This window comes from Xanthomonas sp. PPL134 (assembly GCF_040595915.1).
Taxonomy (GTDB): Bacteria; Pseudomonadota; Gammaproteobacteria; order Xanthomonadales; family Xanthomonadaceae; genus Xanthomonas_A; species Xanthomonas_A indica.
In genome coordinates this window covers 39,758-63,536 of sequence record NZ_JAMDLL010000008.1, presented here as the reverse complement: position 1 = coordinate 63,536, position 23,779 = coordinate 39,758, and the positions used below count along the sequence as shown (strand labels likewise).

Here is a 23,779-nt window from a genome sequence, read left to right as displayed (position 1 = left end):
GGCGAGAAGCAGATGGCGGGGACGTGGGGCGGAACGCATGGGAGCTCCTGAAGGCGGGCGACGGACTGCACGGCGCAGTGGCGCCGTGCAGGGCCGGGGAGCGCACTCCCCGGCGCAACCATCCAGTGGTCAGTTGTAACGCGCGGTGTTGCGCGGCACGTTGGCGCGGATCACGCCCAGCGGATCGTCGGTGATGATGCTGGTGAAGCCGGCGGTGACCTGCGCGCGGAAGTTCGGACGGTCGTCGGCGGTTTCGTTGCCGAAGTACTTGGTCCGCGTCAGGTAGTCGTCCAGCGACGCGCAGCAGGTGCCGTTGCTGCGCACATAGTGCTGGCCGTCATGGCTGCTTAGGCGGTATTCGGGCACCGGCGAGAACGCACCGATCGCCTGCTTCTGCGCCTGGTTCTCGGCCAGCAGCTCGGCGGTCGGGTCGCCACGGCGGGGCTGCTTGTTGCCGATTTCCAGCCAGGCGAACCCGCTCTGCTTGCGCACTTCGGTGATCCAGGCACTGACCCGGCACTGCGGCGTGTTGGGCGCGGTGAAGCCGCACAGGCCGACGTAGTTGTCGGCGATCCGGTCCATGTCGCCCGCATAGACGGTCGGGGCGAACGGCACGCCCTTGGTGAAGCGGGTGATGTCGCTGGGCGTCCTCGGCAGCAGCGAGGCGCTGAACTTCAGCACCACCTGGTTCTGCATCTTGAACGCATTGACCTGGTCTGCCGCGCGCGACACCGCGTCCAGCGACTTCAGGTCCAGCACCACCACCATGTGGTTGGCGTAGTGGCTCACCGCGTCCAGTGCGACACCCAGCGAGGCCGGATGGTCGTTGGTCTTGGCGAAGTTCTTGTCGCGCAGGTACATGTTGATCAGGTCATGGCTGCTCAGGGTGCTGATGTCCGGATTCCAGCCCGACGGATTGGTTGCCGGCTGGAAGATGTTGAAGCCCGGGTTGTGGTCGATGACGCGGCCGGCGTTCTGGTCGTGGAACAGCCACAGCACGCCATCGGACGCCTGCTTGACGTCCAGTTCGATCGCTTCGATGTTCTCGTTGTAGGTATCGAGGATCGAGCAGGTGGAGTTCTCGGCGCAGCCGTTGCCGACCAGCCCGCGATGCGAGATCACCACGACATCGGCGTGATTGCCCTGGTAGGGATTCTTCATCACGTTGAGGATATGCGCCGGGTTCCAGTTGCTGGCGGCCGACGCCATGCCGGACAGTTCGGTCAGCGACGCGCAGGCCAGCGCCAGGGCGAGAACCTTGGCGGGTTTCTTGGGCAGTTTCATGTGCTCTCTTCCGTTCGGGGTTGATGGAATGAAGTGAAGCAGGCGCAGCGCGCTGCAGCCGACGGACGCAGGGGCGTTGTCGTCTGCAGTGCAGTGCTCGAAGCGACGGGCATCGTCCTGGCCTTGCATGCCGCCCGTCTGAAACTGGACTCCTGGCGACGCCGTGCATGGCCATCGCACCGCGTCGCCGGGATTTGGACCGAGACCGGCTACCGTGGCGTGTCCGTGCCGTGCAGGTAGCGTTGCAATGCCAACGGTTCGTCGGTTTGGATCATGCTCACGCCGTGCTGGCGCAGCCCACCCCACACGGCCGCCGGATCGCGCAGCGCACGCTGGTCGGTGTAGCTCGCCGACAGCCGCATCGGCCTGCCGCTGGCGATGTCGTTGGTCATGGTGTTGACGAACAGCCGCGCGCGCGGCGCCAGTTCGCGTTGCGCGACGTCCAGCACCGCCGGGTCGTCGAACATCAGTTGCACCACCGTCGGCCGCAAGGATGCGGCGCGGCGCAAGGCCTGCTCTGGCGGCAGCGCCGATTCGCGCTGCAGGTACAGGGCCTGCACCGCGATGTCGGCCTTGCGCGCGCGCTGCAGGATCGCCGCGGGCACATCCAGCGGCACGTTGAGCAGGACGTCGCGTTGCGCGCCGGCGGCCTCCACCGCATCGATCACCCGGTCCAGCGTCGCGGCCTTGATGTCCAGGTTCACCAGCACCTTGCCGCGCGCCAGGGCCAGCGCCTGCGCCAGTGTCGGCGGACGCCGCGCGGTGAGCGTGCTGTCGCGCCCGCCGCCCTGGCTGCGCACGCGCAAGGCGGCGATCTGCGCCGCATCCAGATCGGCCACCGCGCCGTGCCCGTCGGTGGTGCGGTCCACGGTGGCGTCGTGCATCAGCACCAGCGCGCCGTCGCGGGTGGTGCGCACGTCGATCTCGACCATGTCCACGCCGCGCGTGATGCAGGCGGCAATGCCGTCCAGCGTATTCTCGGACGCGAACGTCCAGCAGGCCCGGTGCGACACCACCAGCGCCGGCCCGTGCGGATCGCGCAGGCGGTCGGGCAGGCTCGGCGTCGCGGCCATGGCCAGCATCGGCAGCGACAGCGCTGCGCTCATCAGCAGTCTCCGGCAGCACATGCTCACCACCTCCAGGTCAGCGACGCGTTGTAGTTGCGGCCGAAGATCGGCCGCGCGTAGATCGCGTCGGCAGTGCCCTGGCCGGACAGCGTGTCCACGCGCGCATTGCCTTCGGTCAGGCCCAGCGTGTTGCCGACGTTGGCCGCGTGCAGCTGCAGTTCCAGGTGCTCGCTCAACCGCGCGAACAGGCCCAGGTCGTAGGTGGTGTAGGCGGGCAGGGCGGTGGCGTTGGTGTAGTCGACGTAGCGCTGGCCCATGCGATAGGCGGTGGCCGACAGTTCCAGCGGTCGGCCGTCGATGTCGAAGTACAGGGTCGGGCTGATCGAGGCCATGAACTTCGGGATGCGCGAGATCTGCTTGCCGTCCAGGTCGCCGTAGCGGAGGCCAGTGGTCGCGTTGCTCAGGCCGCGCGTCTGCGGATCCTGCAGCGTGGCCGAGCCGGTGATGCCGAACAGCGCCGACGGACGCCAGGTGAACTCCGACTCCAGGCCCAGGGTGCGGGTCTTGCCGACCAGCGCCAGGCTCTGCACCGCCCCGCTGCTGTCGAGCACGATGGCGCTGATCGACAGGTCGTTGAAGCGGCTCCAGAAGCCGACCGTGGAGAACGAGAAGGTGTCGCCGAAGCTGCCGCGCAGGCCGGCCTCGGCCTGGTCGATGTCGGTGACGTCCGCGTTCTGGGTCTGGTAGACGTTCTGCAGCCGCGGCAGGCGCTGCGATTGCGTGTAGCGGGCGAAGGTCTGCAGCTGCGGGGTCAGCGCGAACTCGGCGCCGAGCGTCCACTGCGTGGCATGGCGGTGATCGGTGCGTGGGCTGAACGCCCCGCTGAGATCGCCGACGTTGTCGTCGGCCAGCGTGGTCGGATCGCCGAGATTGCGCGTGGTGGTGGCGGACACGCCGCCGCTCGCGTTGTAGCGGGTGTAGCGCACGCCGGCATCCAGGCCGAGGCGGCCGAAGCGTACCGAATCCCACAGGTACGGCGACAGGTAGGTGCCGTGGGCGGCGCCGCTGGTGACGCCGTTGCCGTAGCGCACGAAGCCGTTCTGCGTCACCGACCCGACCACGGTGCCGGCGCTGTCGTAGGCCAGCACGTCCAGGCGCTGCGCGTGGTTCTGCAACGTGGTCAGCACGGTGTTCTGCAGCCGGTCCTGGGTGTATTCGAAGTGCTGCACGTCGAGGCCGGCGGTGAGCGTGTGCCGGCCCAGCGCCGTGTCGTCGAACGCCTTGCTCAGGCGCAGGTCGTCGGACAGCGTGCGCAGATGGGTGCGCGCGTTCCACAGGCCGCTCTCCAGCACCAGGCCGTCGGCCGCGGCCGGATCGTAGGCGGCGCTAGTGCGGGTGGTGACGTAACCGACCCGCGCCACCCGCGCGCCGAAGCCGCTGCGCGCACGGCCGAGCTGGGTGGTGAGGTAGGCGCTGGCGTCGTAGGGCGCTGCGCCGGAGAACAGCGCGGTGTAGTCCACGTCCGCATCGACGAAGCGCATGCGGTTGTTGAGGGTCAGGCCGTCGCCGAGGTCCCATTCCAGGTGCGTGCCGAGTTGCTTGACCTTGCTGTGGATGCCGTCGGCCAGGTCCAGGTTGCGCGCCAGCGGGCCGTTGCCGTCGAAGCTCAGCGCGGTGGTGTGGCGCAGGTCGTTGGACAGCAGCGTGCCGTCCAGCGGATCGAGCAGCGCCGACAGCGACTGCGATGGGTTGCGCGGGTCGGCGAGCGGGATCGGGTTGTAGAAGGCGGTGCGGTCGTCGAGGTACTTGGCGTCGACGTCGAGCACCGCATCGCCCATCAGGAAGGTCAGGTTGCCGCGCACCTGGCCGCCCTGGTCGGCGGTGTAGCCGGTGCGGCGCAGGCCGTCGTCGCTGCGGTGGTAGCCGCCGATGCTGTACAGCACGTTCTCGCTGAGCGGGCCAGCGCTGTAGGCGTCCTCGCGGCGCAGGCCGTCGCTGCCGACGGTCATGCGCACCGCGCCTTCCGGGGTGGCGGTGCCGTGGCGGGTGATGGCGTTGACCGTGCCGCCCGGCGCGTTGGTCGCGAACAGCGGCGAGGTGCCGCCGCGCACCACTTCCAGGCGCTCGGTCATCATGTCCAGCGCGAACAGGGTGTCGACGTTGAAGAAGCTTTCCTGCGGTTCGTCGAACAGGGTCAGGCCGTCTTCCTGGTACTGCACGTAGTACCAGCCACCCGCGGGCAGGCCGCGCACGTAGAGGTTCTGGCCGCCGCCCTGGCCGCCGGAGGGTTCGGCGGAGAAGCCCGGAACCGCCCGCAGCATGTCCACGCTGCTGGTCGGGGTGCTGCGTTCCAGGCGTTCCCTGGACACCACGCTGATCGCGAACGGTGCGTCCTTCTGCGACTGGCCCTGCGGGGTGCCGGTGACCACGATCTGGTCCAGCGTGGTGGTGGCGTCGGCCGGCGGCGCCGGCGCGTCCTCGGCATGGACGGCGGCGGTGCTGCCGAGGATGGACGCGAGCGCCAGCGCCAGCAGGCTCGGGTGCGGGTGAACGGTGCGCATGAAGACCCCCATAAAATAATGTGGGGGTAATACTATTTATCATGTATGAAACTTCTATGTCCGCATGTTAGGTTGTAGCGTTCGTGCATCCATCACGCTTTGCCCGCCTATGCCCCATCCCGATTTCCCGCCACGCGTCAGCGCCGGCGGCCGCCAGTTGCTCGACCGTGTGTTCAAGACCGGGGTGCAGACCCAGGCCGCGCTGAGCCGCGACCTGGCTCTTTCGCAGCCCACCGTGGCGCGCCTGCTGCAGGGCTTCGTGCAGGACCGCATGGTCCAGCTCAGCGCCCGCGCCGCCGAAGGCCGCGGCAATCCCAGCGTCGACGTGCGCTTGGCGCCGGACTATGCCTATGCCTTCGGCATCGGCCTGATGGGCGACGTGGTGGCGCTGGCGCTGGTGGATTTCGCCGGCAACGTGCGTGGCCAGCGCCGCATCGGCCTGGCCGACATGCGCCGCGCGCCGGTGCTGGCGCAGTTGCAGCGGTTTCGCGTCGAACTGCTGGCCGAGACCGGGGTGGACCCGGCGCGGGTGGTCGGCGTGGGCGCGGCGATCTCGGCGTTCTTCACCGGGCAGGGCCGGCAGATGGCCGGGCCGCCAGCGCTGGAGGACTGGACCCAGGTGGACCTGGTGCCGATCCTGGAAGAGGCGCTGGGCTGCGCGGTCACGGTGGAGAACGATGGCGCGGCGGCGGCGGTGGCCGAGAGTCTGTACGGGGTCGGTCGCGACTGCCGCGACTTCGTCTACCTGCACCTGACCAACGGCTTTGGCGGCGGCATCATCGCCGATGGCCGGCTGTTCCGCGGCTTCCGCGGCAATGCCGGCGAGTTCGGCGGCATCTGGACCGTCGGCGGCATGGCCTATCCGAATCTGGACGCGCTGCTGTCGCTGGTGCGCGCCGCCGGCCAGGACTATGCCGGGGTGGAGCAGATGCTCGGCGCGATCGACGCGCACACCCCGGGCGTGGACGCCTGGCTGGACATGGCCGAAGCGCCGTTCTCGCAGCTGTGCGCCTACCTGGCCTATGCGCTGGATCCGCAGGCGATCGTGATCGGCGGCCGCCTGCCCGCCGCGATCGGCGCGCGCCTGGTCGAGCGCATCCGCATCCCGCGCGCGCCCAACCGGCACGGCCTGGCGCCGCCGCTGCCGCAGTTGTGCACCGCCCGCACCGTCGGCGATGCGGTGACCCTGGGCGCGGCGCTGATGCCGCTGCAGCAGGCGTTCTTCGCCTGAGATGAGCACGGTCGGGCGCGGTACGTCGCTGCGTTCAAGTCAGCGCACGGAGCGCCTTGCAGCGCGGCAACGTCCCCCGGCGAGCGCGCCGGCCGTGCCACGGCGCCTCAAGCGCTGTGGGCGCTCGTCGCCACGCCGACGCCGAGCGGCAGCGACCGGCGGCGCCCGGTGAGCAGCGCCAGCAGCAGGCACAGCGCCCCGCACAGCAGCGGGCCCGCCGCCATGGCCCAGCACAGCAGGGTGCAGTGCCCGTCGCGGTAGGCCAGCGCATCCAGCAGCAGGCCGATCAGCACCACGCCTGCGGCCAGCGCGACCTGCGCGGCGGCGGTCAGTGCGGCGAAGCACAGCGCGTGCTCGGCGACCGCGCGCGTCGCGGTGCACTGCGCATGCCAGGCCCACACCAGTTGTCCGCCGCTGCCGCCGATGGCGCCGATGCAGGCCGCCGCCGCCAGGCTCAGCAGCGGCTGCGCCGGCAACGCCAGCGCGAACAGCGGCGCGTACAGTAGCAGGGCACCACCGAGCCAGGCCAGCCGTTGCGCCGGCGTGCGCTGCCGGCCCCAACGCGCGGCCAGCGGCTGCACCAGCACCGTGCCGAGTGCATAGGCGATCAACACCGCACTGCCCCAGCCGGGCGAGAGCAGGCCGTACGCGGCCACGTACGGGGCGAGCTTGGTGAACGCAGGCAGGGTCAGCGACACCGCCGCGATCAGCGCCAGCGGCTGCCAGGGAATCGCGCGCCAGGAGGGCGCTGGGTCAGGTGCAGCCACGGCCGTCGCGCCGGCCGGTGCCGGGTGGGCGGTCGTGGCACGACACAGCACCCGCTGCAACTGCCAGGCGCACAGCATCGCCACGGCCGCCAGCACCGCGCTGGCCTGCAGCGCCAGGCTGCCGCCATCGGCGCCGCGCGCCAGCACCGCGCCGACCACGCTGCTGATCAGCAGCGCCGCGGCGCCGCTGCCGGCCAGGCGCAACGCAGTGGCGCCGTCGTGGCCGCGCCACGGCCACTGCGCCAGGCTCAGCAAGGTGTTCTGGGCCACGTCGCAGGCGGCGTAGGCGAGCCGGAACAACAGGCTCACCGCCAGCACGTAGCCCAGCCGCAACGGCGGTGGCAGCAGCGGCGTGGCGAACACCAGCAGCAGCGCCAGCGCCGCGGCGGCCAGGCCGTGCCATTGCAGGCGTCCGGCGCTGCGCACGTCGCGCAGGCGCCGGCGCAGGCCCCAGCCGGCGCCGAGGCCGATCGCGGCGCTGAGCAGCAGGCCCAGCGCCAGCACCAGCCCGGCTGCGATCGCGCGCAGGCCGGCGTGTTCGGTCAGCGAATAGATCAGCAGCAGTTCGCCGGCGTACCACAGCAGGCTCTTGCCGAAATGCGCGCCGGCATACGCCGCCAGGGCCGCGTGCGGCAAGCGGGGCAGAGCGGGCAGTGGCGAGGGGCGCGGCATGCCCAGGCTTATAGCCGTACGATGCGACAGCACCAAGTCCGCTGCCCTGGCCGTCGGCCTCCCGACGGCCAGCGCGAGGCGCGCCCTACAACTGCGCGGCCAGCCGGCTGCCCTGGGCGATGGCGCGCTTGGCGTCCAGTTCGGCGGCGACGTCGGCGCCGCCGATCAGGTGCGGGCTGCGGCCGGCGGCCAGCAGCGCCGCCTGCAGGTCGCGGCGGGGTTCCTGGCCGGCGCAGATCACCACCGTGCCGACGGGCAACAGTTGCTCGGTACCGTCCACGCGGATGCGCAGCCCGCTGTCGTCCACGCCGAGGTATTCGACGCCGCCGAGCATGGTCACGCCCTTGGCCTTGAGCGTGGCGCGATGGATCCAGCCGGTGGTCTTGCCCAGCCGTGCGCCGGGCCGGCCCGGGCTGCGCTGCAGCAGCCACACGCTGCGCGCCGGCGGCTCCGGGCGCGGCTTGCACAGCGCGCCGCGGCCCTCGAACTGCGGGTCCACGCCCCACTCGGCCATCCACCGTGCCGGGTCCAGTGCGGTCGACGCACCGGCGTGCACCAGGAACTCGCCGACATCGAAGCCGATGCCGCCAGCGCCGATGATCGCCACCTTGTCCGCCGCCTGCACCCGTCCCTGCAGCACGTCCAGGTAGCTGACCACGCTGGGATGGTCGGCGCCGGGGAAGTCCACCGCGCGCGGCACGATGCCGGTGGCCAGCACCACCTCGTCGAAGTCGGCCAGCAACGCCGCATCGGCGGTGGTCTGCAGGCGCAGCTCCACGCCGGTGGCGTCGATCTGGTGGCGGAAGTAGCGCAGCGTCTCGTGGAATTCTTCCTTGCCGGGAATGCGCTTGGCCACGTTGAACTGGCCGCCGATCTCGCCGGCGCTGTCGAACAGGGTGACGCGGTGGCCGCGTTGCGCCGCGACGGTGGCGCAGGCCAGGCCGGCCGGGCCGGCGCCGACCACGGCGATGCGCTTGGGCGCGCGGGTCGGCAGGTAGTTCAGTTCGGTCTCGGCGGCCGCGCGCGGATTGACCAGGCAACTGGCGGTCTTGTTCTCGAACACGTGGTCCAGGCAGGCCTGGTTGCAGGCGATGCAGGTGTTGATCGCCTGCGCCTGGCCGCGCTGCGCCTTGTTCGCCCATTCCGGGTCGGCCAGCAGCGGCCGCGCCAGCGACACCATGTCGGCGCCGCCGCCAGCGAGGATGCGCTCGGCCACGTCGGGCATGTTGATGCGGTTGGTGGCGATCAGCGGCAGCCGCACGTGCGGCTTGAGCTTGGCGGTGACCGCGGCGAAGGCGGCGCGCGGCACCGACGTGGCGATGGTCGGCACCCGCGCTTCGTGCCAGCCGATGCCGGAGTTGATGAGGGTCGCGCCGGCGGCCTCGATCGCCTGCGCCTGCAGCACGATCTCCTGCCAGTCGCTGCCGTCCTCGACCAGGTCCACCAGCGACAGGCGGTAGACGATGATGAAGTCCGGCCCACAGGCGGCGCGGATGCGGCGCACGATCTCCACCGCGAAGCGCATGCGCTTGGCGGCGTCACCGCCCCAGGCGTCGCTGCGGCGATTGCTGCGCGGGGCGATGAACTCGTTGATCAGATAGCCTTCCGAGCCCATCACCTCGACGCCGTCGTAGCCGGCCTCGCGGGCGAGCCTGGCGGCATGCGCGTAGGCATCGATCTGGCGTTCGACGCCGCGGGCCGACAGCGCGCGCGGGGTGAACGGATTGATCGGTGCCTTCAGCTTCGACGGTGCCACCGACAAGGGGTGGTAGGCGTAGCGGCCGGCGTGCAGCAATTGCAGGCAGATCTTGGCGCCATGCGCGTGCACCGCGGCGGTGACCTGCCGGTGCGGGCGCACCTCCCATGGCCAGGACAGCTTGCCGCCGAACGGCTTCAGCCAGCCGACCACGTTCGGGGCGAAGCCGCCGGTGACGATCAACCCCACGCCGCCGGCGGCGCGCTCGGCGAAGTACGCGGCCAGCTTGGGGAAGTCGCGGGCGCGGTCTTCCAGGCCTGTGTGCATGGAGCCCATCAGGATGCGGTTGCGCAGCTGGGTGAAGCCCAGATCCAGCGGGGCGAACAGGTGCGGGTAGGCGGCGGAGGGGGATTCGGGCTGGCCGGAGGCGGGCGACATGGCGTGGATACGCAGGCGTACGGAAGCGCGCAGGGTGCCGTGAAACCCGGCTGGCGGCAAGGGGGTGTTGCTTTACGTAGACCTAAACGTTGCCTTGGTCCTGGTGCTTGAACTTCTGAAGCTTGGAGCTAAGAGCTTCGAAGCAAGAGCAACAGCTTCCGCTGAAGCGGGTCACTTTTCTTTGCTTGTGCAAAGAAAAGTAACCAAAAGAAAGCACACCCCGCAGCGCGCCTTCCGCGCTAACGCGCTCCAGGTTCGCAGCCACGTCGGGCATTTTCCGACGGCACATCCATGTGCCGGCGGAAAACGACGCGCATCCTGCGCGTCGCCCTTCGGGTATTCGTCCGCCATGTCTGCCGCGCCGAGGGGACCCGGTAGATCAACAGCAAAGCGGAAGCACAGCAACAGCACAGCAACAGCAACAGCAACAGCGGGAGCGGTTACGGTTGGTGGTCGGTTACGACAATGTTCCGATCGCTGCCTCGCCGCTCAGCCCCAGCCGACCAGGGCCAGTTTGCCGATGGTGCTGCCCGACTCCAGGCGGCGGTGCGCCTCGCGCAGGGTGGCGGCGTTGATCGGGCTCAGCGTCTCGGTCAGGGTGGTGCGCAGTTCGCCTGCGTCCACCAGGCTGGCGGTGCGCGCCAGGATGCGGTGCTGTTCGATCATGTCCCCGGTGCGGAAACGGGCGCGCGCGAACATCATTTCCCAGTGGATGCCGATGCACTTGGCCTTGTACGGGTCGCCGATGTGCAGCGGGCCGCTCGGTTCGACGATCAGGCCGACGTGGCCCTGCGGTGCCAGCAGTTCGCCCAGCGCCTGCCAGTAGCGGTCGGTGTCGGCCAGGTTCAGCGCCGCGTCCACCTGGTCGATGCCCAGCGCCTGCAGCTGCGGCGCCAGCGCCTGGCGATGGTCGATCACGTGGTGCGCGCCGAGTTGCAGGCACCAGTCGCGGGTCTGCGGGCGCGAGGCGGTGGCGATCACCTCGAAGCCGGCATGCCGCGCCAGCTGGATCGCGATCGAGCCGACCCCGCCGGCACCGCCGATCACCAGCAGGCGGCGGCCGCGGTTGTGTTCGTCGTCGAAGTCGAACGGCATGCGCTGGAACAGCAGTTCCCAGGCGGTCAGGGTGGTCAGCGGCAGCGCCGCGGCCTGGGCGAAGTCCAGGGTGGAGGGCTTGCGCGCGACGATGCGCGCATCCACCAGTTGGTACTGCGCGTTGCTGCCGGCGCGAGTGATGTCGCCGGCGTAGTAGACCTCGTCGCCCGGTTCGAAGCCGTCGACGTCGGCGCCGACCGCCTCGATCACGCCGGCGGCGTCATAGCCCAGCACCTTGGGCTGGCCGTCGGGCGCGCCCTTGGCGCGGACCTTGGTGTCCACCGGGTTGACCGAGACCGCCTCCACCCGCACCAGCAGGTCGTGGCCGCCCGGCGCGGGCGGCGTCGGCAGGTCGAGGTCGTGCAGCGACTGGGGATCGTCGATCGGCAGGGCGTGGAGGGTGGCGACCGCTTTCATGGAGGCTCCTGGACGTGAGGGAAAGGAGGGCACGGCCGCGGCTCAGACCGGCCGCGGATTGCGCTCGGCGAAGCCGCGCTGGTGCCAGTACGGATACTCCGGTACCGCTGCGCTGGCCGCATCCAGCTGTTGCACGTGGGCGGCATCGAGCGTCCAGCCGACCGCTCCCAGATTCTGCCGCAACTGCTCCTCGGTCCGTGCGCCGATGATCACGCTGCTGACCGTCGGCCGCTGCAGCAGCCAGTTCAGCGCGATCTGCGGCACGCTCTTGCCGGTCTCGGCGGCGACCGCCTCGAGCGCGTCGATCACGCGATACAGGTGCTCTTCCTGCACCGGCGGGCCGGCCTCGGTGACCGCCTTGTCGTGCAGGCGGCTGCTGTCCGGCAGCGGCTGGCCACGGCGCAGCTTGCCGGTCAGCCGGCCCCAGCCCAGCGGGCTCCACACCAGCGCGCCCACGCCCTGGTCCAGGCCCAGCGGCATCAGTTCCTCTTCGTAGTCGCGGCCGATCAGCGAGTAATAGGCCTGGTGCGCGACATAGCGCGACCAGCCGTGGCGGTCGGCCACCGCCAGCGATTTCATCAGCTGCCAGCCGGAGAAGTTGGACACGCCCAGGTAGCGGATCTTGCCGGCACGCACCAGGTCGTCGAGCGTGGACAGGGTTTCCTCCACCGGCGTGTGCGCGTCGAAGCCGTGCAGCTGGAACAGGTCGAGGTAGTCGGTGCCCAGCCGGGTCAGCGCCGTCTCCACTGCGCGAATCAAATGGAAGCGCGAGGAGCCGACGCTGTTGGGCGCCTCGCGGTCGAAGCGGAAGCCGGCCTTGGTCGAGAGCAGCACCTGGTCGCGGCGGCCCTTGATCGCCGCGCCCAGCACCGATTCGGCGGCGCCGCTGGAGTAGACATCGGCGCTGTCGAACAGGGTGACGCCGGCCTCCAGGCAAATGTCGATCAGGCGCCGCGCCTGATCCACATCCGAATTGCCCCAGGCGGCGAAGAAGGGGTTGGTGCCGGCGAAGGTGCCGGTGCCGAAGCTGAGCACGGGGACCTTGAAGCCGGACGCGCCGAGATGACGGTATTCCATGGTGAACTCCTGATGGCGGGAAGGGGAGGCAGGTCAGTGCGCGGCGGCGCTGGCGGCCGCGGACGTGGCCGGTGCAGCGGGTGCGTCGGCGCCGAGCAGTTGCGCGGCGGCCTCGGCGATGGCCGCATAGCCGGCGTCGCCGGGATGCAGGTGATCGCCCGAGTCGAAGTCCGCGCGCAGCCGCGTGGGATGTGCGGGGTCGCGCAGCAGCGCATCGAGATCCAGGATCGCGTCGAAGCCGTTATCGGCGCGTAGCCAGGCGTTGACCTGCTGGCGCACGGCGTCCTTCTGCGGGCTGTAGTAGCCGGGGATCGGCGAGTCGGGCAGCGCGCCCTCGAACGGCGTGAGGGTGGCGCCGATCACCCGCAGGCCGCGCGCCTGCGCGCGCTGCAGCAGTTGTTGGTAGCCGGCGATCAGTTCCTCGGCCGACACGGGAGCGTCGTCCGGCGCGAACGGCGTGGCATACCAACTGATGTCGTTGATGCCCATCAACAGGATCAGGGTCTTCACGCCGGGCTGCGCCAGCACGTCGCGGTCCAGCCGCGCCAGCGCGTTGCGGCCCATGCGGTCGCGCAGCACGCGGCCGCCGGAGATGCCGGCGTTGAGGATCGCCACCCGTTGCGCCGCCAGCCGCGTGGCCAACTGGTCCGGCCAGCGCCGGTCCTGTCCCGGCGTCGAGGCGGCGCCGTCGGTGATCGAGTCGCCCAGCGCCACCACCGCGCCGACGGCGTCGGCGCGACGCACCTGGATGCCGCTGACGAACAGCCGCACCGGCAGCGCGCTGGCGCCGGCCAACGTGGTGTCGGCGGTGTGCTCGCCGTCGGCCAGCCACGCGCTCTGCAGGCCTTCCCAGTGGAAGGTGGACGGCGCGGTGGGCTGCGGCAGGTAGAGGCTGACGCTGAGCCGGGCCAGGTCCGGCACGCGCAGCGTCACCGGGTCGCTGAGCACCGGCGCGCCTGGCGGCACGGTCACCTCGGTCTTGCCGCCGAAGCGCAGTGGCCGCTGCGAGCCGGGCAGGGTCGCCGCGCCGTCGCCGGCCAGCGCCAGCGACGCGGCACCGATGTGCAGCGGCGCATCGCCATAGGCGTTGCTCAGTTCCACCCGCACCTCGTTGCCGCCCAGGCTGACCCGCGCCACCTGGCGCACGGTCTGCCGCCACAGGTGGAACGGCGTCTGCGTCGGGAACGGGAAGTCCGCGCCCCACAGCGGCTGCGGGCTGGCCTGCCAGGTCGCGATCCAGTCGCGCGGCGCGGCGCCGGCCGGCAGCGCAAGCGTGCCCAGCAGCGCTGTCGTCAGCGCGGCCGTCGCCAGCGTCCGGCTCACGCCGCACCGCCCGCGGTGCAGTCCGCACCGGTGCTGGCCGCGCGCGAGGCGGTGGCCGGCGACAACCGCAGCGCGCCCAGCGCCACCGCCAGTCCGGCCAGGGTCAGCAGCGCCGCCACCCACGGCAGTTGCGACAGGCTGCCGCCATGGCCGAGCACCAGGCCGCCGAGCCAGGCACCCAGCGCATTGCCCAGGTTGAACGCACCGATGTTCAGGCTCGAGGCCAGATGCCGGCCGGCCTCGCCGGCCTTGCCCAGCACCCACACCTGCAGCGGTGCCACCGTGGCGAAGGCGGCCACGCCCAGCAGGCCGATGCCCAGCGCCATTGCCGGCGCCGAGGGCAGGGCGAGGGTCAGCGCCGCCAGCACCACGGCCAGCACGCCCAGGCTCAGCGGCAGCGCCTGCCGCGGGCGGCGGTCGGCCAGCCGCCCGCCGAGCACGTTGCCGACGATCATGCCCACGCCGAACACCAGCAGCAGCGGCGACACCGCGCTATCGGAAACCCCGGTGACCTGGGTCAGCAGCGGCTGCACGTAGGTGTACACGGCGAACACGCCGGCATAGCCCAGCACCGTCGTCGCCAGGCCCAGCAGCACCGGCGCGCGGCCCACCGCGCGCAGTTCCTCGCGCAGCGGCGGCGCTGGCGTGGCATCGCGGTCGGCCGGCACCAGCGCCGCGATCACCACGGTGGCCAGCGCGCCGATCGCCGCCACCGCCCAGAACGTGGCGCGCCAGCCGTACTGCAGGCCTAGCCAGGCGCCGGCCGGCACCCCGAGCAGGGTGGCGACGGTGAGGCCGGTGAACATGGTCGAGATCGCCGAGGCCTTGCGCTGCGGCGGCACCAGCGTGGTCGCGACCACCGCGCCGACGCCGAAGAAGGTGCCGTGCGCCAGCGAGGTCACCACCCGCGCCGCCATCAGCGCCGCATAGCTCGGCGCCAGGGCGCAGGCCAGGTTGCCGACAGTGAACACCAGCATCAGTGCCAGCAGCACGCGCTTGCGCGGCCAGCGCCGGCTGGCCACGGTCAGCAGCGGCGCGCCAAGGAACACGCCCAGCGCGTAGCCGGAGATCAGCAGTCCCGCGGCGGGGACGCTGACCTGCAGGTCGGCGGCGACCTGCAGCAGCAGGCCCATGATCACGAATTCGGTGGTGCCGATGCCGAAGGCGCCGGCGGTCAGCGCGTACAGCGCGAGCGGCGTGCGCCCGGCAGCGGGCGGATGCGGAGGTGAGGCGAGCGAGGCGGCCATGGGGCGGTTCCGGAGTGGCGGGAGGACGGGCAGCCTAGGCCTGCAGGTTCTCAGCAAAAACAGTAAAAATATTGAACGACTTTCAATGGAATCCACATAATGGACCGGATCGGCGACATCGCCCTGTTCCTGCGCGTGCTCGACCTCGGTTCGATCAGCGCCGCCGCGCGCAGCCTGGACCTGTCGGTGGCGGTGGCCAGCCAGCGGCTGCAGCGGCTGGAACGCGCGCTCGGCGTGCGCCTGCTGCACCGGACCACGCGGCGCCTGCATCCGACCCCGGAAGGCCTGCAACTGGCCGAGCAGGGGCGGCCGCTGGTCGAGGACCTGGAATCGCTGGCCGGCGGCCTGCGCCAGGCCGGCGAGGTCGCCGCCGGCACCCTGCGGGTGACGATGTCGGCGGCGTTCGGGCGCCTGTACGTGTCGCCGCTGCTGCCGCGGTTCATGGCGCTGCACCCGCAGGTGCGGCTGAGCGTGCACCTGAGCGACAACGTCGTGGACCTGGTCAGCGAAGGCTTCGACCTGGCGATCCGGATCGGCACGCTGCGCGATTCCAGCCTGGTCGCGCGGCGCCTGGCCGGCAACCGGCGCATGCTCTGCGCCTCGCCCGACTACCTGCGCCGCCACGGCACCCCGGCCACGCCGGCCGATCTGGCCGCCCACGCCTGCCTGCTGCTGACCGGCAGCGATGGCCGGCAAGACACCTGGCGGCTGCAGGGGCGCGACGGCGAAATCGCCGTCCGCGTGGCCGGGCCGCTGGAGACCAACTTCGGCGAGGTGCTGCGCGATGCCGCCGTCAACGGCCAGGGCATCGCCCTGCATTCGGAATGGCACGTGGCCGAGGATCTGCGGCAGGGGCGGCTGTGCCAGGTGCTGGCCGACTACCCGCTGACCGAGACCGGCATCTACGCGGTGATGCCGCAGCGCCGGCTGGTGCCGCCGCGGGTGCGGGCCTTCGTCGACTTCATGCAGGCCGAGCTGGCCGATCCGCCACCGTGGGCGCGACCGCGGTGAGACCTGGGTCGCCCTGTGGGTCCTTGTCTACGACCGAAAACGGTCACGGGCCTGCCGCATTGCGCGATTTCATTAACCTGTATACGGTGTATCCACGGCCTGGCAGCGGCTGGCGTTGACTTTCACATGTTACGTGCTCGTTAACGCCATCTTCACTATGCCGCGCATAATGTGCGCGGCGATGGCGTGCGGAAACGGCCGTCTGGATGTGACGAGACATCTGTACTGAACCATGCCTCTACCGGTTTCTATCTCCCCGAAACAAGGAGTTGTATTAATGAACAAGAAAATTCTCACCGCCGCGTTGCTGGGCGGTCTGGCCGTCGCCCAGGCAGCGTCCGCGCAGGAATTCGACGACCGCTGGTACCTGACCGGTTCGGCTGGTTTCAACTTCCAGGACAAGGACCGCACCACCAACGATGCGCCCTTCGTCACCCTGGGCCTGGGCAAGTTCATCAACCCGAACTGGTCGCTGGACGGTGAACTGAACTATCAGAACCCGAACTTCGACAACAACCAGGACCTGAACTGGAGCCAGTACGGCATCTCGTTCGACCTGCGTCGCCACTTCATCCAGGAAGGCCGCGGCTGGAACCCGTACCTGCTGTTCGGCCTGGGCTACCAGCGCTCGGAAGAAGAGTTCGACACCGGCGGTCCGGTTTCCCCGGGCCAGCGCAAGGACGGCAACTTTGCCGCCAAGGCCGGCGTCGGTCTGCAGACCACCTTCGACAAGCGCGTTGCCGTGCGTGCCGAAGTGGCCTACCGCGCTGACTTCGACGACCAGAGCGTTGCCGCTCCGTCGCAGAACTGGTTCGGCGACGTGCTGGCTTCGGTCGGCGTCGTGATCCCGCTGGGCCCGCCGCCGGCTGCCCCGGTCGCCCCGCCGCCGCCGCCGGCCGCTGCGCCGAGCTGCGCCGATCTGGACGACGATGGTGACGGCGTCAACAACTGCGACGACAAGTGCCCGAACTCCCAGCCTGGCCAGACCATCGGTCCGGACGGCTGCCCGGTGCCGGTGTCGATCGACCTGAAGGGCGTCAACTTCGACTTCAACAAGGCGAACCTGCGTCCGGACGCCGTGGCGATCCTGGGCGAGGCCACCGAGATCCTGAAGCGCTACCCCGACCTGCGCGTCGAGGTTGCCGGTCACACCGACTCGAAGGGTACCGAAGCCTACAACCAGAAGCTGTCCGAGCGCCGCGCCCGCGTCGTGTACGACTACCTGGTGAAGAACGGCGTCGACGCGTCGCGTCTGGTCGGCCCGATCGGCTACGGCGAGAGCCGCCCGATTGCTCCGAACACCAACCCGGATGGTTCGGACAACCCGGAAGGCCGCGCCAAGAACCGTCGTACCGAGCTGAACGTCCAGAACTAATCGGACGCTTCCAGTCTCAAGCAAAGCCCGGCCTCGTGCCGGGCTTTGTTTTTGTGGGGTGGGGTAATGCAGTGTCCTGGTCCGCGCAGTTTTTCGTAGGAGCGGCTTCAGCCGCGATGGGCGTTCCCGGGAGAGCCTGTCGCGGCTGGAGCCGCTCCTACGCAGGACACAGTCGCTGACCGTTGCCCGCGTCAGTCCCAAGCTGAACTTTTTCAGCAATCCCAATTATTTAGCGCATGTAGTGCCGGTAACAGTTGAAAGCGTGCCGGGGCCTGCCTACACTCGCTCGTCGACTCGCCTGAATGGATAAAAACCGATGCTGCGTATCGTGACGGCCAGCCTGCTCGCGCTTGCCCTGATTCCTGCGGCCCACGCCGCACCGGATTGCTCCGGCGATCTGCTGCCCAAGCCGCTGGCGCTGCCGGCCACGGTCGCCGCACCGGTCGCTTCCGAACTGTTCAGCCGCAACGTGCAGCTGGGCATGCCCAGCGGCGTGCTGACCCAGTCCTACAGCAGCGACCAGTCGCTGGACCGTGTGTTGCTGCGGCTGCGCGCCGAAGGCTGCCAGAGCCTGGCCAACGCCACCCCGGGCGCGGTGAAGCCCAACGATCCGGCCGCCTACAAGCCGGCCACCGCCTTCGACAACACGCCCTGGCGGTTCGACATGAGCCAGAACGGCAAGCGCATGACCGCCGAGGAGTTCGACGCCTGGATGAAGGCGCGTGGCGTCCGCGTGGTCAAGGCCCGTCCGGCCCTGGCCCCGGCGGCTGCCGCCGAGGCGCCGGCACCGGCCGACGCCAACAAGCAGTAAGAGCTCGACGCGCGGCCGCCCGCGGCCGCGCCCGTTCGCGCAGTGCGAGGAGCCAAGCCGCCGCGTTCCCGCCGTCCGGCGTCGTCCCCGACGGCGACCGTGCGTCCGCGCCTGCCCGCGCGCGACGCCGCACCGGCCACGCCGCGTCACGGCCTGGCCCGCACCCTGTCCAAGCTGGGCCTGTGCTCGCGCACCGAGGCCGCGCGCTGGATCGCCGCCGGCCGTGTGGCGGTCGATGGGCGCATCGTCACCGATCCCGAATTCCCGATCGTGCAGGGCCGCCAGCGGTTGGCCGTGGACGGTGCGCCGCTGGCCGACACCGCACGCCTGTACCTGATGCTCAACAAACCGCGTGGGCTGGTCACCAGTGCGCAGGACGAACGCGGCCGCGACACCGTGTACCGCTGTTTCGATGGCGCCGGCCTGCCGTGGCTGGCACCGGTCGGGCGCCTGGACAAGGCCAGCGAAGGCTTGCTGCTGTTCAGCAACGACCCGCAATGGGCGGCGCGGGTGACCGATCCGGGCAGCGGCCCGGACAAGACCTACCACGTGCAGGTGGACGCGGTGCCCGACGCGGCGCTGCTGGCGCGGATGTGCGACGGCGTGGTCGCCGAGGGCGAAGCGCTGCGGGCCAAGCAGGTGCGCCTGCTGCGCCAGGGCGAGCGCCATGCCTGGCTGGAGATGGTACTGGACGAGGGCCGCAACCGGCAGATCCGGCGGCTGCTCGCCGCGCTCGGCCTGGACGTGCTGCGGCTGGTGCGGGTGGCGATCGGCGAGCTGGTGCTGGGCGACCTGGGCAAGGGCGCCTGGCGCGCACTCAGCGCCGCCGAAGTCACGGCGTTGGCGCCGGCGGCGGACGCCAGCGCGCCAGCCGTGCGCTGAGCAACGCGGCAACCACCTCGCGGGCGCGCGCGTCCTGCGGCCCGCGCGCATCGTGGTGGCGGCCCTTGGCGTGATTGCAGCCGGCACAGGCCAGCGCGAGATTGCGCGCGTCGTTCGGATCGTCGCCGACCAGGCCGCAGAGCGCCGCTGCGGCGCGGCGGCCGAACCAGGCCTGCGGGACCACGTGTTCGAGCGAGCAGTGGCCCAGCGGTTCGCCGTCGCCGCGTAGATCCAGGCGCCGCCGGCAGTGCAGGCAGCGGCTGCGCCAACCGCCTGCTACGGACTCCGCCTGGGCGTCGGTCTGCGCCGCCAGCAACAGCCGTTGGCGCAGCGCGGCGCGCATCTCAGGCGGCGAGCACGCCCAGTTCGCGGCCGATGCGGGTGAACGCGTCGATCGCCCGGTCCAGGTGCTCGCGGGTGTGCGCGGCGCTGATCTGGGTGCGGATCCGCGCCTGGCCCTTGGGCACCACCGGGAAGAAGAAGCCGATGGCGTAGATGCCTTCCTCCAGTAGCCGCTCGGCGAAGCGCTGCGCCAGCGGCGCGTCGTACAGCATCACCGGGCAGATCGGGTGGGTGCCGGGCTTGATGTCGAAACCGGCGGCGGCCATGCGCTCGCGGAAGTAGGCGGTGTTCTCGACCAGGCGCGCGCGCAGCGCGTCGGCGGCGTCGAGCATCGCGAACGCCTTGCTCCCGGCGGCGACCACGTGCGGCGGCAGCGAGTTGGAGAACAGGTAGGGCCGCGAGCGCTGCCGCAGCAGTTCGATCACTTCGCGGCGGCCGGTGGTGAAGCCGCCCAGCGCCCCGCCCATGGCCTTGCCCAGGGTGCCGGTGAAGATGTCGATCTTGTCCAGCACGCCCTTGACCTCGGCCGAGCCGCGGCCGCTGGCGCCGAGGAAGCCGGTGGCATGGCATTCGTCGATGTGCACCAGCGCGTTGTACTGCTTCGCCAGCGCGGTGATCTCGTCCAGCGGAGCGATGAAACCATCCATGGAGAACACGCCGTCGCTGGTGATCAGCTTGGTCTTGCAGCCGGCTGCGTCGGCCGCCTGCAGCTGCGCTTCCAGGTCGGCCATGTCGCAGTTGGCGTAGCGGAAGCGCTTGGCCTTGCACAGGCGCACGCCGTCGATGATCGAGGCGTGGTTGAGCGCATCGGAGATGATGGCGTCGTGCTCGCCCAGCAGCGGTTCGAACAGGCCGCCGTTGGCGTCGAAGCAGGCGGCGTAGAGGATGGTGTCCTCGGTGCCGAAGAACGCGGCGATCTGCGCTTCCAGCTGCTTGTGCAGGTCCTGGGTGCCGCAGATGAAGCGCACCGACGCCATGCCGAAGCCGTGCGTGTCCAGCGCGTCCTTGGCGGCCTGGATCAGGTCCGGATGATCGGCCAGGCCCAGGTAGTTGTTGGCGCAGAAGTTGAGCACGCGGCGGCCGTCGGCGAGGACGATTTCCGCCGCCTGCGGGCCGACGATGATGCGCTCGGACTTGAACAGGCCCTGGGCGCGGATCGCGTCCAGTTCCTCGGCGTAGTGCTGGGTGAGGCGGGAGTCGGTCATGACGGGCACGCGCGGCGGAAAGAAGCGGCGATTTTACCGCGGCGCCTGCGCCGGCCGCGGCCGTCATGCACAAATGGCATGAGCCGCTGCCCGGAAGTCATTTCACCCGCCGCCTGCCGCTGCGCAGCATGCGTCATGGTCCGCGGCGGGCATCGGCCGCGGCGTCGGTCTGTGTGCTTTTCGGAGAACCGCCCATGTCCAGCCTTCCGCCGCGCCGCTGGCGCCCGCTGCTCGCGCTCGCCTTGTGCGTGTTCGCCGGGGCCGCGGCCGCCGCCGAGACGCAACTGCTCAACGTGTCCTACGATCCCACCCGCGAGCTGTACCGGGACTACAACGCCGCCTTCGCCAAGCACTGGGCGCAACTGCATCCCGGCGAGCAGGTGGCGGTGGAGACCTCGCACGGCGGTTCCGGCAAGCAGGCGCGCGCGGTGATCGACGGGGTCGAGGCCGACGTGGTGACGCTGGCGCTGGCCTATGACGTCGATGCGATCGCCGCCAAGAGCAAGCTGATCGATGCGAACTGGGCCACGCGCCTGCCCGACAACAGCGCGCCGTACACCTCGACCATCGTGTTCCTGGTGCGCAAGGGCAATCCGAAAGGCATCAAGGACTGGCCCGACCTGCTGCGCAGCGGCGTGTCGGTGATCACGCCCAATCCCAAGACCTCCGGCGGCGCGCGCTGGAACTACCTGGCCGCCTGGGCCTACGCCGACCACATCTTCAAGGGCGATCGCGAACGCATCCTCAACTACATGCGCGCGCTGTTCCGTAACGTGCCGGTGCTGGACACCGGGGCGCGCGGCGCCACCACCACCTTCGTCCAGCGCGGCATCGGCGACGTGCTGCTGGCCTGGGAGAACGAGGCGTTCCTGGCGCAGCAGGAACTGGGCCAGGACAAGTTCGAGATCGTGGTGCCGAAGCTGTCGATCCTCGCCGAGCCGTCGGTGGCGCTGGTCGACAAGAACGTGGACAAGCACGGCACCCGCGCGGTGGCCGAGGAATACCTGAAATACCTGTACTCGCCGGAAGGGCAGAAGATCGCGGCCAGGCACTACTACCGGCCGCGCCACCCCGAGTACGCCGACCGCGCCGACCTGGCGCGGCTGCCGAAGGTGCGGCTGGTCACCATCGAGCAGGCGTTCGGGTCCTGGGCCAAGGCGCAGGCCACCCACTTCGACGACGGTGGCCTGTTCGACCAGATCCAGGCGAGCAAGTGACGCGATGGCCGTGACCGCCGCCGCCGTTCCCCGCGCACCGCGCCAGCGCCGGGTGATGCCGGGCCTGGGGCTGAGCCTGGGCATCACCCTGACCTGGCTGGGGCTGGTGGTGCTGATCCCCTTGCTCGCGGTGCTGCTCAAGACCAGCGGGCTGGGCTGGGAGGGCGTGTGGCGGGTGTGGAGCGAGCCGCGGGTGCTGGCGGCGTTGCGCTTGAGCTTCGGCACCGCGCTGGCCGCGGCCGCGTTCAATGCGGTGATGGGCACCTGGGTGGCCTGGGTATTCGTGCGCTATCGCTTTCCCGGCAAGCGCCTGTTCGACGCGATGATCGACCTGCCGTTCGCCCTGCCCACCGCAGTGGCCGGCATCGCCCTGACCGCGCTGTACGGCAGCAACGGCTGGATCGGGCGCTGGCTGGAGCAGCCGGCGCAGGCGCTGGCGGCCAGCCTGCCGGCGCTGGCCTGGTGGTGGCCGCGGCTGGCGCTGCTGCTGGCGCTGGCCGCCATCGGCCATGTGCTGTTGCGACGCAGCCACACGCTGCTGCCGGCGCCGCTGCGCGCGCTGCAGCGCCTGCTCGGCACGCTCGCCGTGCTCAGCCTGGCCGCGCTGGGCGTCGGTGGCCTGCTGTTCGGCTACGCCGCACTGATGCAGGGCAGCGGCGCGGGCGGGATCAAGGTCGCCTACACGCCGCTGGGCATCGTCGTGGCGCTGGTGTTCGTCGGGCTGCCGTTCGTGGTGCGGATCGTGCAGCCGGTGCTGGCCGAGGCCGAGCGCGAACTGGAAGAGGCCGCGGCCACGCTCGGGGCCGGACGCTGGCAGACGGTGCGCCGTGTGCTGCTGCCGACCCTGTGGCCGGCGGTGCTGACCGGATTCACGCTGGCCTTCGCGCGCGGGGTCGGCGAGTACGGCTCGGTGATCTTCATCGCCGGCAACCTGCCCAATGCCACCGAGATCGCGCCGTTGCTGATCACCATCCGCCTGGAGGAATTCGATTACGGCGGCGCCAGTGCGATCGCCGCGGCGATGCTGCTGTTGTCGCTGCTGTCGTTGCTGCTGGTCAACGCGGCACAGGCCTGGTTCGCGCGGCGTGGCAGGGCGGTGACGTGATGGCGTCCGTGGTGTCCGCGCTGGCCGCGCGCGTCCCGGGGCAGGCCGCCGCCACCGTTCCGGTGCAGCTGCCGGCCTCGGTGGTCGACGAGCCGCGCTGGGTGCAGCGGCTGCTGATCGGCGGTGCGCTGCTGTTCCTGCTGGCGTTCCTGCTGCTGCCCTTGTTGCTGGTGTTCGTCGAGGCCTTGCGCAGCGGCGCCGACGTGTTCTGGCGCGCGATCTCCGATCCGGACGCGCTGGCGGCGATTCGCCTGACCCTGCTGGTCGCGGCGATCGTGGTGCCGTTGAACCTGGCGTTCGGCGTGGCCGCGGCCTGGGCGGTCAGCAAGCATCGCTTCCCCGGCAAGCGCCTGCTGGTGAGCCTGATCGATCTGCCGTTCTCGGTGTCGCCGGTCGTCGCCGGGCTGCTGTTCATCCTGATCTTCGGCCGCAACGGCTGGGCCTGGCCGTTGATCGACGAGGGCGTGCGGCTGTCCCTGCCGCTGCTGGGCGAGGTGGTGCTGCGCCTGCCGCGCATCGTGTTCGCGCTGCCGGGCATCGTGCTGGCCACCACCTTCGTCACCTTTCCCTTCATCGCCCGCGAACTGATGCCGCTGATGGAGCAGCAGGGCAACGACGAGGAACTGGCGGCGCTGAGCCTGGGCGCCAGCGGCTGGCAGACCTTCCTGCGGGTGACCTTGCCGAACATCCGCTGGGGCCTGCTGTACGGCGTGCTGCTGTGCAGTGCGCGGGCGATGGGCGAGTTCGGTGCGGTGTCGGTGGTGTCCGGGCACATCCGCGGGCGCACCAACACGCTGCCGCTGCATGTGGAGATCCTCTACAACGAATACGCCTACAGCGCCGCCTTCGCCTGCGCCAGCCTGCTGGCGCTGACCGCGCTGCTGACGCTCGCCGTGAAGTCCTGGCTGCACTGGCGCCACGGCGCGGCGCTGGCCGCCACTCACCGACACTGAGGT

The 23,779-nt window shown here is 70.5% G+C and carries 19 protein-coding genes and 1 pseudogene; 9 read left to right on the top strand and 11 right to left on the bottom strand.

Going from position 1 to position 23,779, the window contains the following annotated elements; all coding sequences use genetic code 11:
• Positions 1–129 precede the first annotated feature (129 nt).
• The 3 genes from M3U25_RS14630 to M3U25_RS14620 form a co-directional block, all read right to left on the bottom strand.
• Entirely contained in the window at positions 130–1,284 is a 1,155-nt protein-coding gene (locus tag M3U25_RS14630; RefSeq protein WP_355500801.1) for a glycerophosphodiester phosphodiesterase family protein, read from the bottom strand.
• Positions 1,285–1,493: 209 nt separating this feature from the next.
• Positions 1,494–2,390 carry a glycerophosphodiester phosphodiesterase family protein gene (locus M3U25_RS14625; protein WP_355500804.1) on the bottom strand — a complete coding sequence of 299 codons (897 nt, stop codon included), beginning with the start codon at positions 2,388–2,390 and terminating at the stop codon, positions 1,494–1,496.
• Between the two features lie 23 nt (positions 2,391–2,413).
• Positions 2,414–4,912 (bottom strand): TonB-dependent receptor, encoded by a 2,499-nt coding sequence (locus M3U25_RS14620; RefSeq protein ID WP_355500807.1) that lies wholly within the window; start codon positions 4,910–4,912, stop codon positions 2,414–2,416.
• A gap of 109 nt (positions 4,913–5,021) precedes the next feature.
• Here M3U25_RS14620 and M3U25_RS14615 point away from each other — a divergent pair, with 109 nt between their 5' ends.
• On the top strand, positions 5,022–6,143 hold the full coding sequence (locus tag M3U25_RS14615) for an ROK family protein (RefSeq protein ID WP_355500810.1): 1,122 nt from the start codon (positions 5,022–5,024) through the stop codon (positions 6,141–6,143).
• 107 nt (positions 6,144–6,250) lie between these two features.
• Here M3U25_RS14615 and M3U25_RS14610 read toward each other — a convergent pair whose 3' ends face one another.
• The 6 genes from M3U25_RS14610 to M3U25_RS14585 all read right to left on the bottom strand — a co-directional run bounded on the left by M3U25_RS14610 (position 6,251) and on the right by M3U25_RS14585 (position 14,875).
• Positions 6,251–7,546, bottom strand: a complete 1,296-nt coding sequence (locus M3U25_RS14610; protein WP_355500813.1) for an MFS transporter — start codon at positions 7,544–7,546, stop codon at positions 6,251–6,253.
• Between the two features lie 121 nt (positions 7,547–7,667).
• A complete protein-coding gene (locus tag M3U25_RS14605) occupies positions 7,668–9,716 on the bottom strand; it encodes an NADPH-dependent 2,4-dienoyl-CoA reductase (protein WP_355500816.1) in 2,049 nt (682 codons plus the stop codon).
• A 489-nt stretch (positions 9,717–10,205) separates the two neighbouring features.
• The gene (locus M3U25_RS14600) at positions 10,206–11,228 is read right to left on the bottom strand and encodes a zinc-binding alcohol dehydrogenase family protein (protein WP_355500819.1); all 1,023 of its coding nucleotides are present in this window, start codon (positions 11,226–11,228) and stop codon (positions 10,206–10,208) included.
• A 42-nt stretch (positions 11,229–11,270) separates the two neighbouring features.
• Positions 11,271–12,305, bottom strand: coding sequence for an aldo/keto reductase (locus tag M3U25_RS14595; RefSeq protein WP_355500822.1), 1,035 nt, complete (start codon positions 12,303–12,305; stop codon positions 11,271–11,273).
• A 33-nt stretch (positions 12,306–12,338) separates the two neighbouring features.
• Positions 12,339–13,628, bottom strand: a complete 1,290-nt coding sequence (locus M3U25_RS14590) for an SGNH/GDSL hydrolase family protein (protein WP_355500826.1) — start codon at positions 13,626–13,628, stop codon at positions 12,339–12,341.
• Entirely contained in the window at positions 13,625–14,875 is a 1,251-nt protein-coding gene (locus M3U25_RS14585; protein ID WP_355500829.1) for an MFS transporter, read from the bottom strand. The genes M3U25_RS14590 and M3U25_RS14585 overlap by 4 nt, the downstream gene beginning before the upstream one ends.
• Positions 14,876–14,974: 99 nt before the next feature.
• Between M3U25_RS14585 and M3U25_RS14580 the strand changes: the two genes are divergently transcribed.
• From M3U25_RS14580 to M3U25_RS14565, 4 genes are all read left to right on the top strand, one after another.
• Positions 14,975–15,886, top strand: a complete 912-nt coding sequence (locus M3U25_RS14580; protein WP_355500832.1) for a LysR family transcriptional regulator — start codon at positions 14,975–14,977, stop codon at positions 15,884–15,886.
• Positions 15,887–16,163: 277 nt separating this feature from the next.
• The gene (locus M3U25_RS14575; protein ID WP_242160346.1) at positions 16,164–17,261 is read left to right on the top strand and encodes an OmpA family protein; all 1,098 of its coding nucleotides are present in this window, start codon (positions 16,164–16,166) and stop codon (positions 17,259–17,261) included.
• Positions 17,262–17,577: 316 nt separating this feature from the next.
• Positions 17,578–18,072 carry a hypothetical protein gene (locus tag M3U25_RS14570; RefSeq protein ID WP_355500835.1) on the top strand — a complete coding sequence of 165 codons (495 nt, stop codon included), beginning with the start codon at positions 17,578–17,580 and terminating at the stop codon, positions 18,070–18,072.
• 99 nt (positions 18,073–18,171) lie between these two features.
• Positions 18,172–18,954: a pseudouridine synthase gene (locus M3U25_RS14565; RefSeq protein ID WP_355500838.1), complete on the top strand. Its 783-nt coding sequence runs from the start codon at positions 18,172–18,174 to the stop codon at positions 18,952–18,954.
• On the opposite strand, the gene M3U25_RS14560 is transcribed toward M3U25_RS14565, so the two are convergent.
• Both M3U25_RS14560 and kbl read right to left on the bottom strand, forming a co-directional pair.
• The gene (locus tag M3U25_RS14560; RefSeq protein WP_355500841.1) at positions 18,905–19,297 is read right to left on the bottom strand and encodes an HNH endonuclease; all 393 of its coding nucleotides are present in this window, start codon (positions 19,295–19,297) and stop codon (positions 18,905–18,907) included. The two genes, M3U25_RS14565 and M3U25_RS14560, sit on opposite strands and share 50 nt — an antisense overlap.
• Position 19,298: 1 nt before the next feature.
• On the bottom strand, positions 19,299–20,501 hold the full coding sequence (gene kbl, locus M3U25_RS14555; protein WP_355500843.1) for a glycine C-acetyltransferase: 1,203 nt from the start codon (positions 20,499–20,501) through the stop codon (positions 19,299–19,301).
• 194 nt (positions 20,502–20,695) lie between these two features.
• On the opposite strand from kbl, the gene M3U25_RS14550 reads away from it, so the two are divergent.
• The 4 genes and pseudogenes from M3U25_RS14550 (at position 20,696) to cysW (ending at position 23,776) form a co-directional block, all read left to right on the top strand.
• Positions 20,696–21,718, top strand: coding sequence for a sulfate ABC transporter substrate-binding protein (locus M3U25_RS14550; RefSeq protein WP_242081654.1), 1,023 nt, complete (start codon positions 20,696–20,698; stop codon positions 21,716–21,718).
• Between the two features lie 4 nt (positions 21,719–21,722).
• A pseudogene (locus M3U25_RS14545) lies at positions 21,723–22,136 on the top strand (molybdate ABC transporter permease subunit); the annotation flags it as partial.
• A gap of 93 nt (positions 22,137–22,229) precedes the next feature.
• Positions 22,230–22,823, top strand: a complete 594-nt coding sequence (locus tag M3U25_RS14540; protein ID WP_355588645.1) for an ABC transporter permease subunit — start codon at positions 22,230–22,232, stop codon at positions 22,821–22,823.
• Positions 22,823–23,776 (top strand): sulfate ABC transporter permease subunit CysW, encoded by a 954-nt coding sequence (cysW, locus tag M3U25_RS14535; RefSeq protein WP_355500846.1) that lies wholly within the window; start codon positions 22,823–22,825, stop codon positions 23,774–23,776. The genes M3U25_RS14540 and cysW overlap by 1 nt, the downstream gene beginning before the upstream one ends.
• Positions 23,777–23,779: the final 3 nt, after the last annotated feature.

Bases quoted from the DNA above. Each gene is read 5' to 3' on its own strand.
- M3U25_RS14595 (WP_355500822.1), bottom strand. From the start codon at position 12,305: ATGGAATACCGTCATCTCGGCGCGTCCGGCTTCAAGGTCCCCGTGCTC.
- M3U25_RS14605 (WP_355500816.1), bottom strand. From the start codon at position 9,716: ATGTCGCCCGCCTCCGGCCAGCCCGAATCCCCCTCCGCCGCCTACCCG.
- M3U25_RS14620 (WP_355500807.1), bottom strand. From the start codon at position 4,912: ATGCGCACCGTTCACCCGCACCCGAGCCTGCTGGCGCTGGCGCTCGCG.
- M3U25_RS14600 (WP_355500819.1), bottom strand. From the start codon at position 11,228: ATGAAAGCGGTCGCCACCCTCCACGCCCTGCCGATCGACGATCCCCAG.
- M3U25_RS14570 (WP_355500835.1), top strand. From the start codon at position 17,578: ATGCTGCGTATCGTGACGGCCAGCCTGCTCGCGCTTGCCCTGATTCCT.
- M3U25_RS14625 (WP_355500804.1), bottom strand. From the start codon at position 2,390: ATGAGCGCAGCGCTGTCGCTGCCGATGCTGGCCATGGCCGCGACGCCG.
- M3U25_RS14550 (WP_242081654.1), top strand. From the start codon at position 20,696: ATGTCCAGCCTTCCGCCGCGCCGCTGGCGCCCGCTGCTCGCGCTCGCC.
- M3U25_RS14615 (WP_355500810.1), top strand. From the start codon at position 5,022: ATGCCCCATCCCGATTTCCCGCCACGCGTCAGCGCCGGCGGCCGCCAG.
- kbl (WP_355500843.1), bottom strand. From the start codon at position 20,501: ATGACCGACTCCCGCCTCACCCAGCACTACGCCGAGGAACTGGACGCG.
- cysW (WP_355500846.1), top strand. From the start codon at position 22,823: ATGGCGTCCGTGGTGTCCGCGCTGGCCGCGCGCGTCCCGGGGCAGGCC.
- M3U25_RS14580 (WP_355500832.1), top strand. From the start codon at position 14,975: ATGGACCGGATCGGCGACATCGCCCTGTTCCTGCGCGTGCTCGACCTC.
- M3U25_RS14585 (WP_355500829.1), bottom strand. From the start codon at position 14,875: ATGGCCGCCTCGCTCGCCTCACCTCCGCATCCGCCCGCTGCCGGGCGC.
- M3U25_RS14575 (WP_242160346.1), top strand. From the start codon at position 16,164: ATGAACAAGAAAATTCTCACCGCCGCGTTGCTGGGCGGTCTGGCCGTC.
- M3U25_RS14630 (WP_355500801.1), bottom strand. From the start codon at position 1,284: ATGAAACTGCCCAAGAAACCCGCCAAGGTTCTCGCCCTGGCGCTGGCC.
- M3U25_RS14560 (WP_355500841.1), bottom strand. From the start codon at position 19,297: ATGCGCGCCGCGCTGCGCCAACGGCTGTTGCTGGCGGCGCAGACCGAC.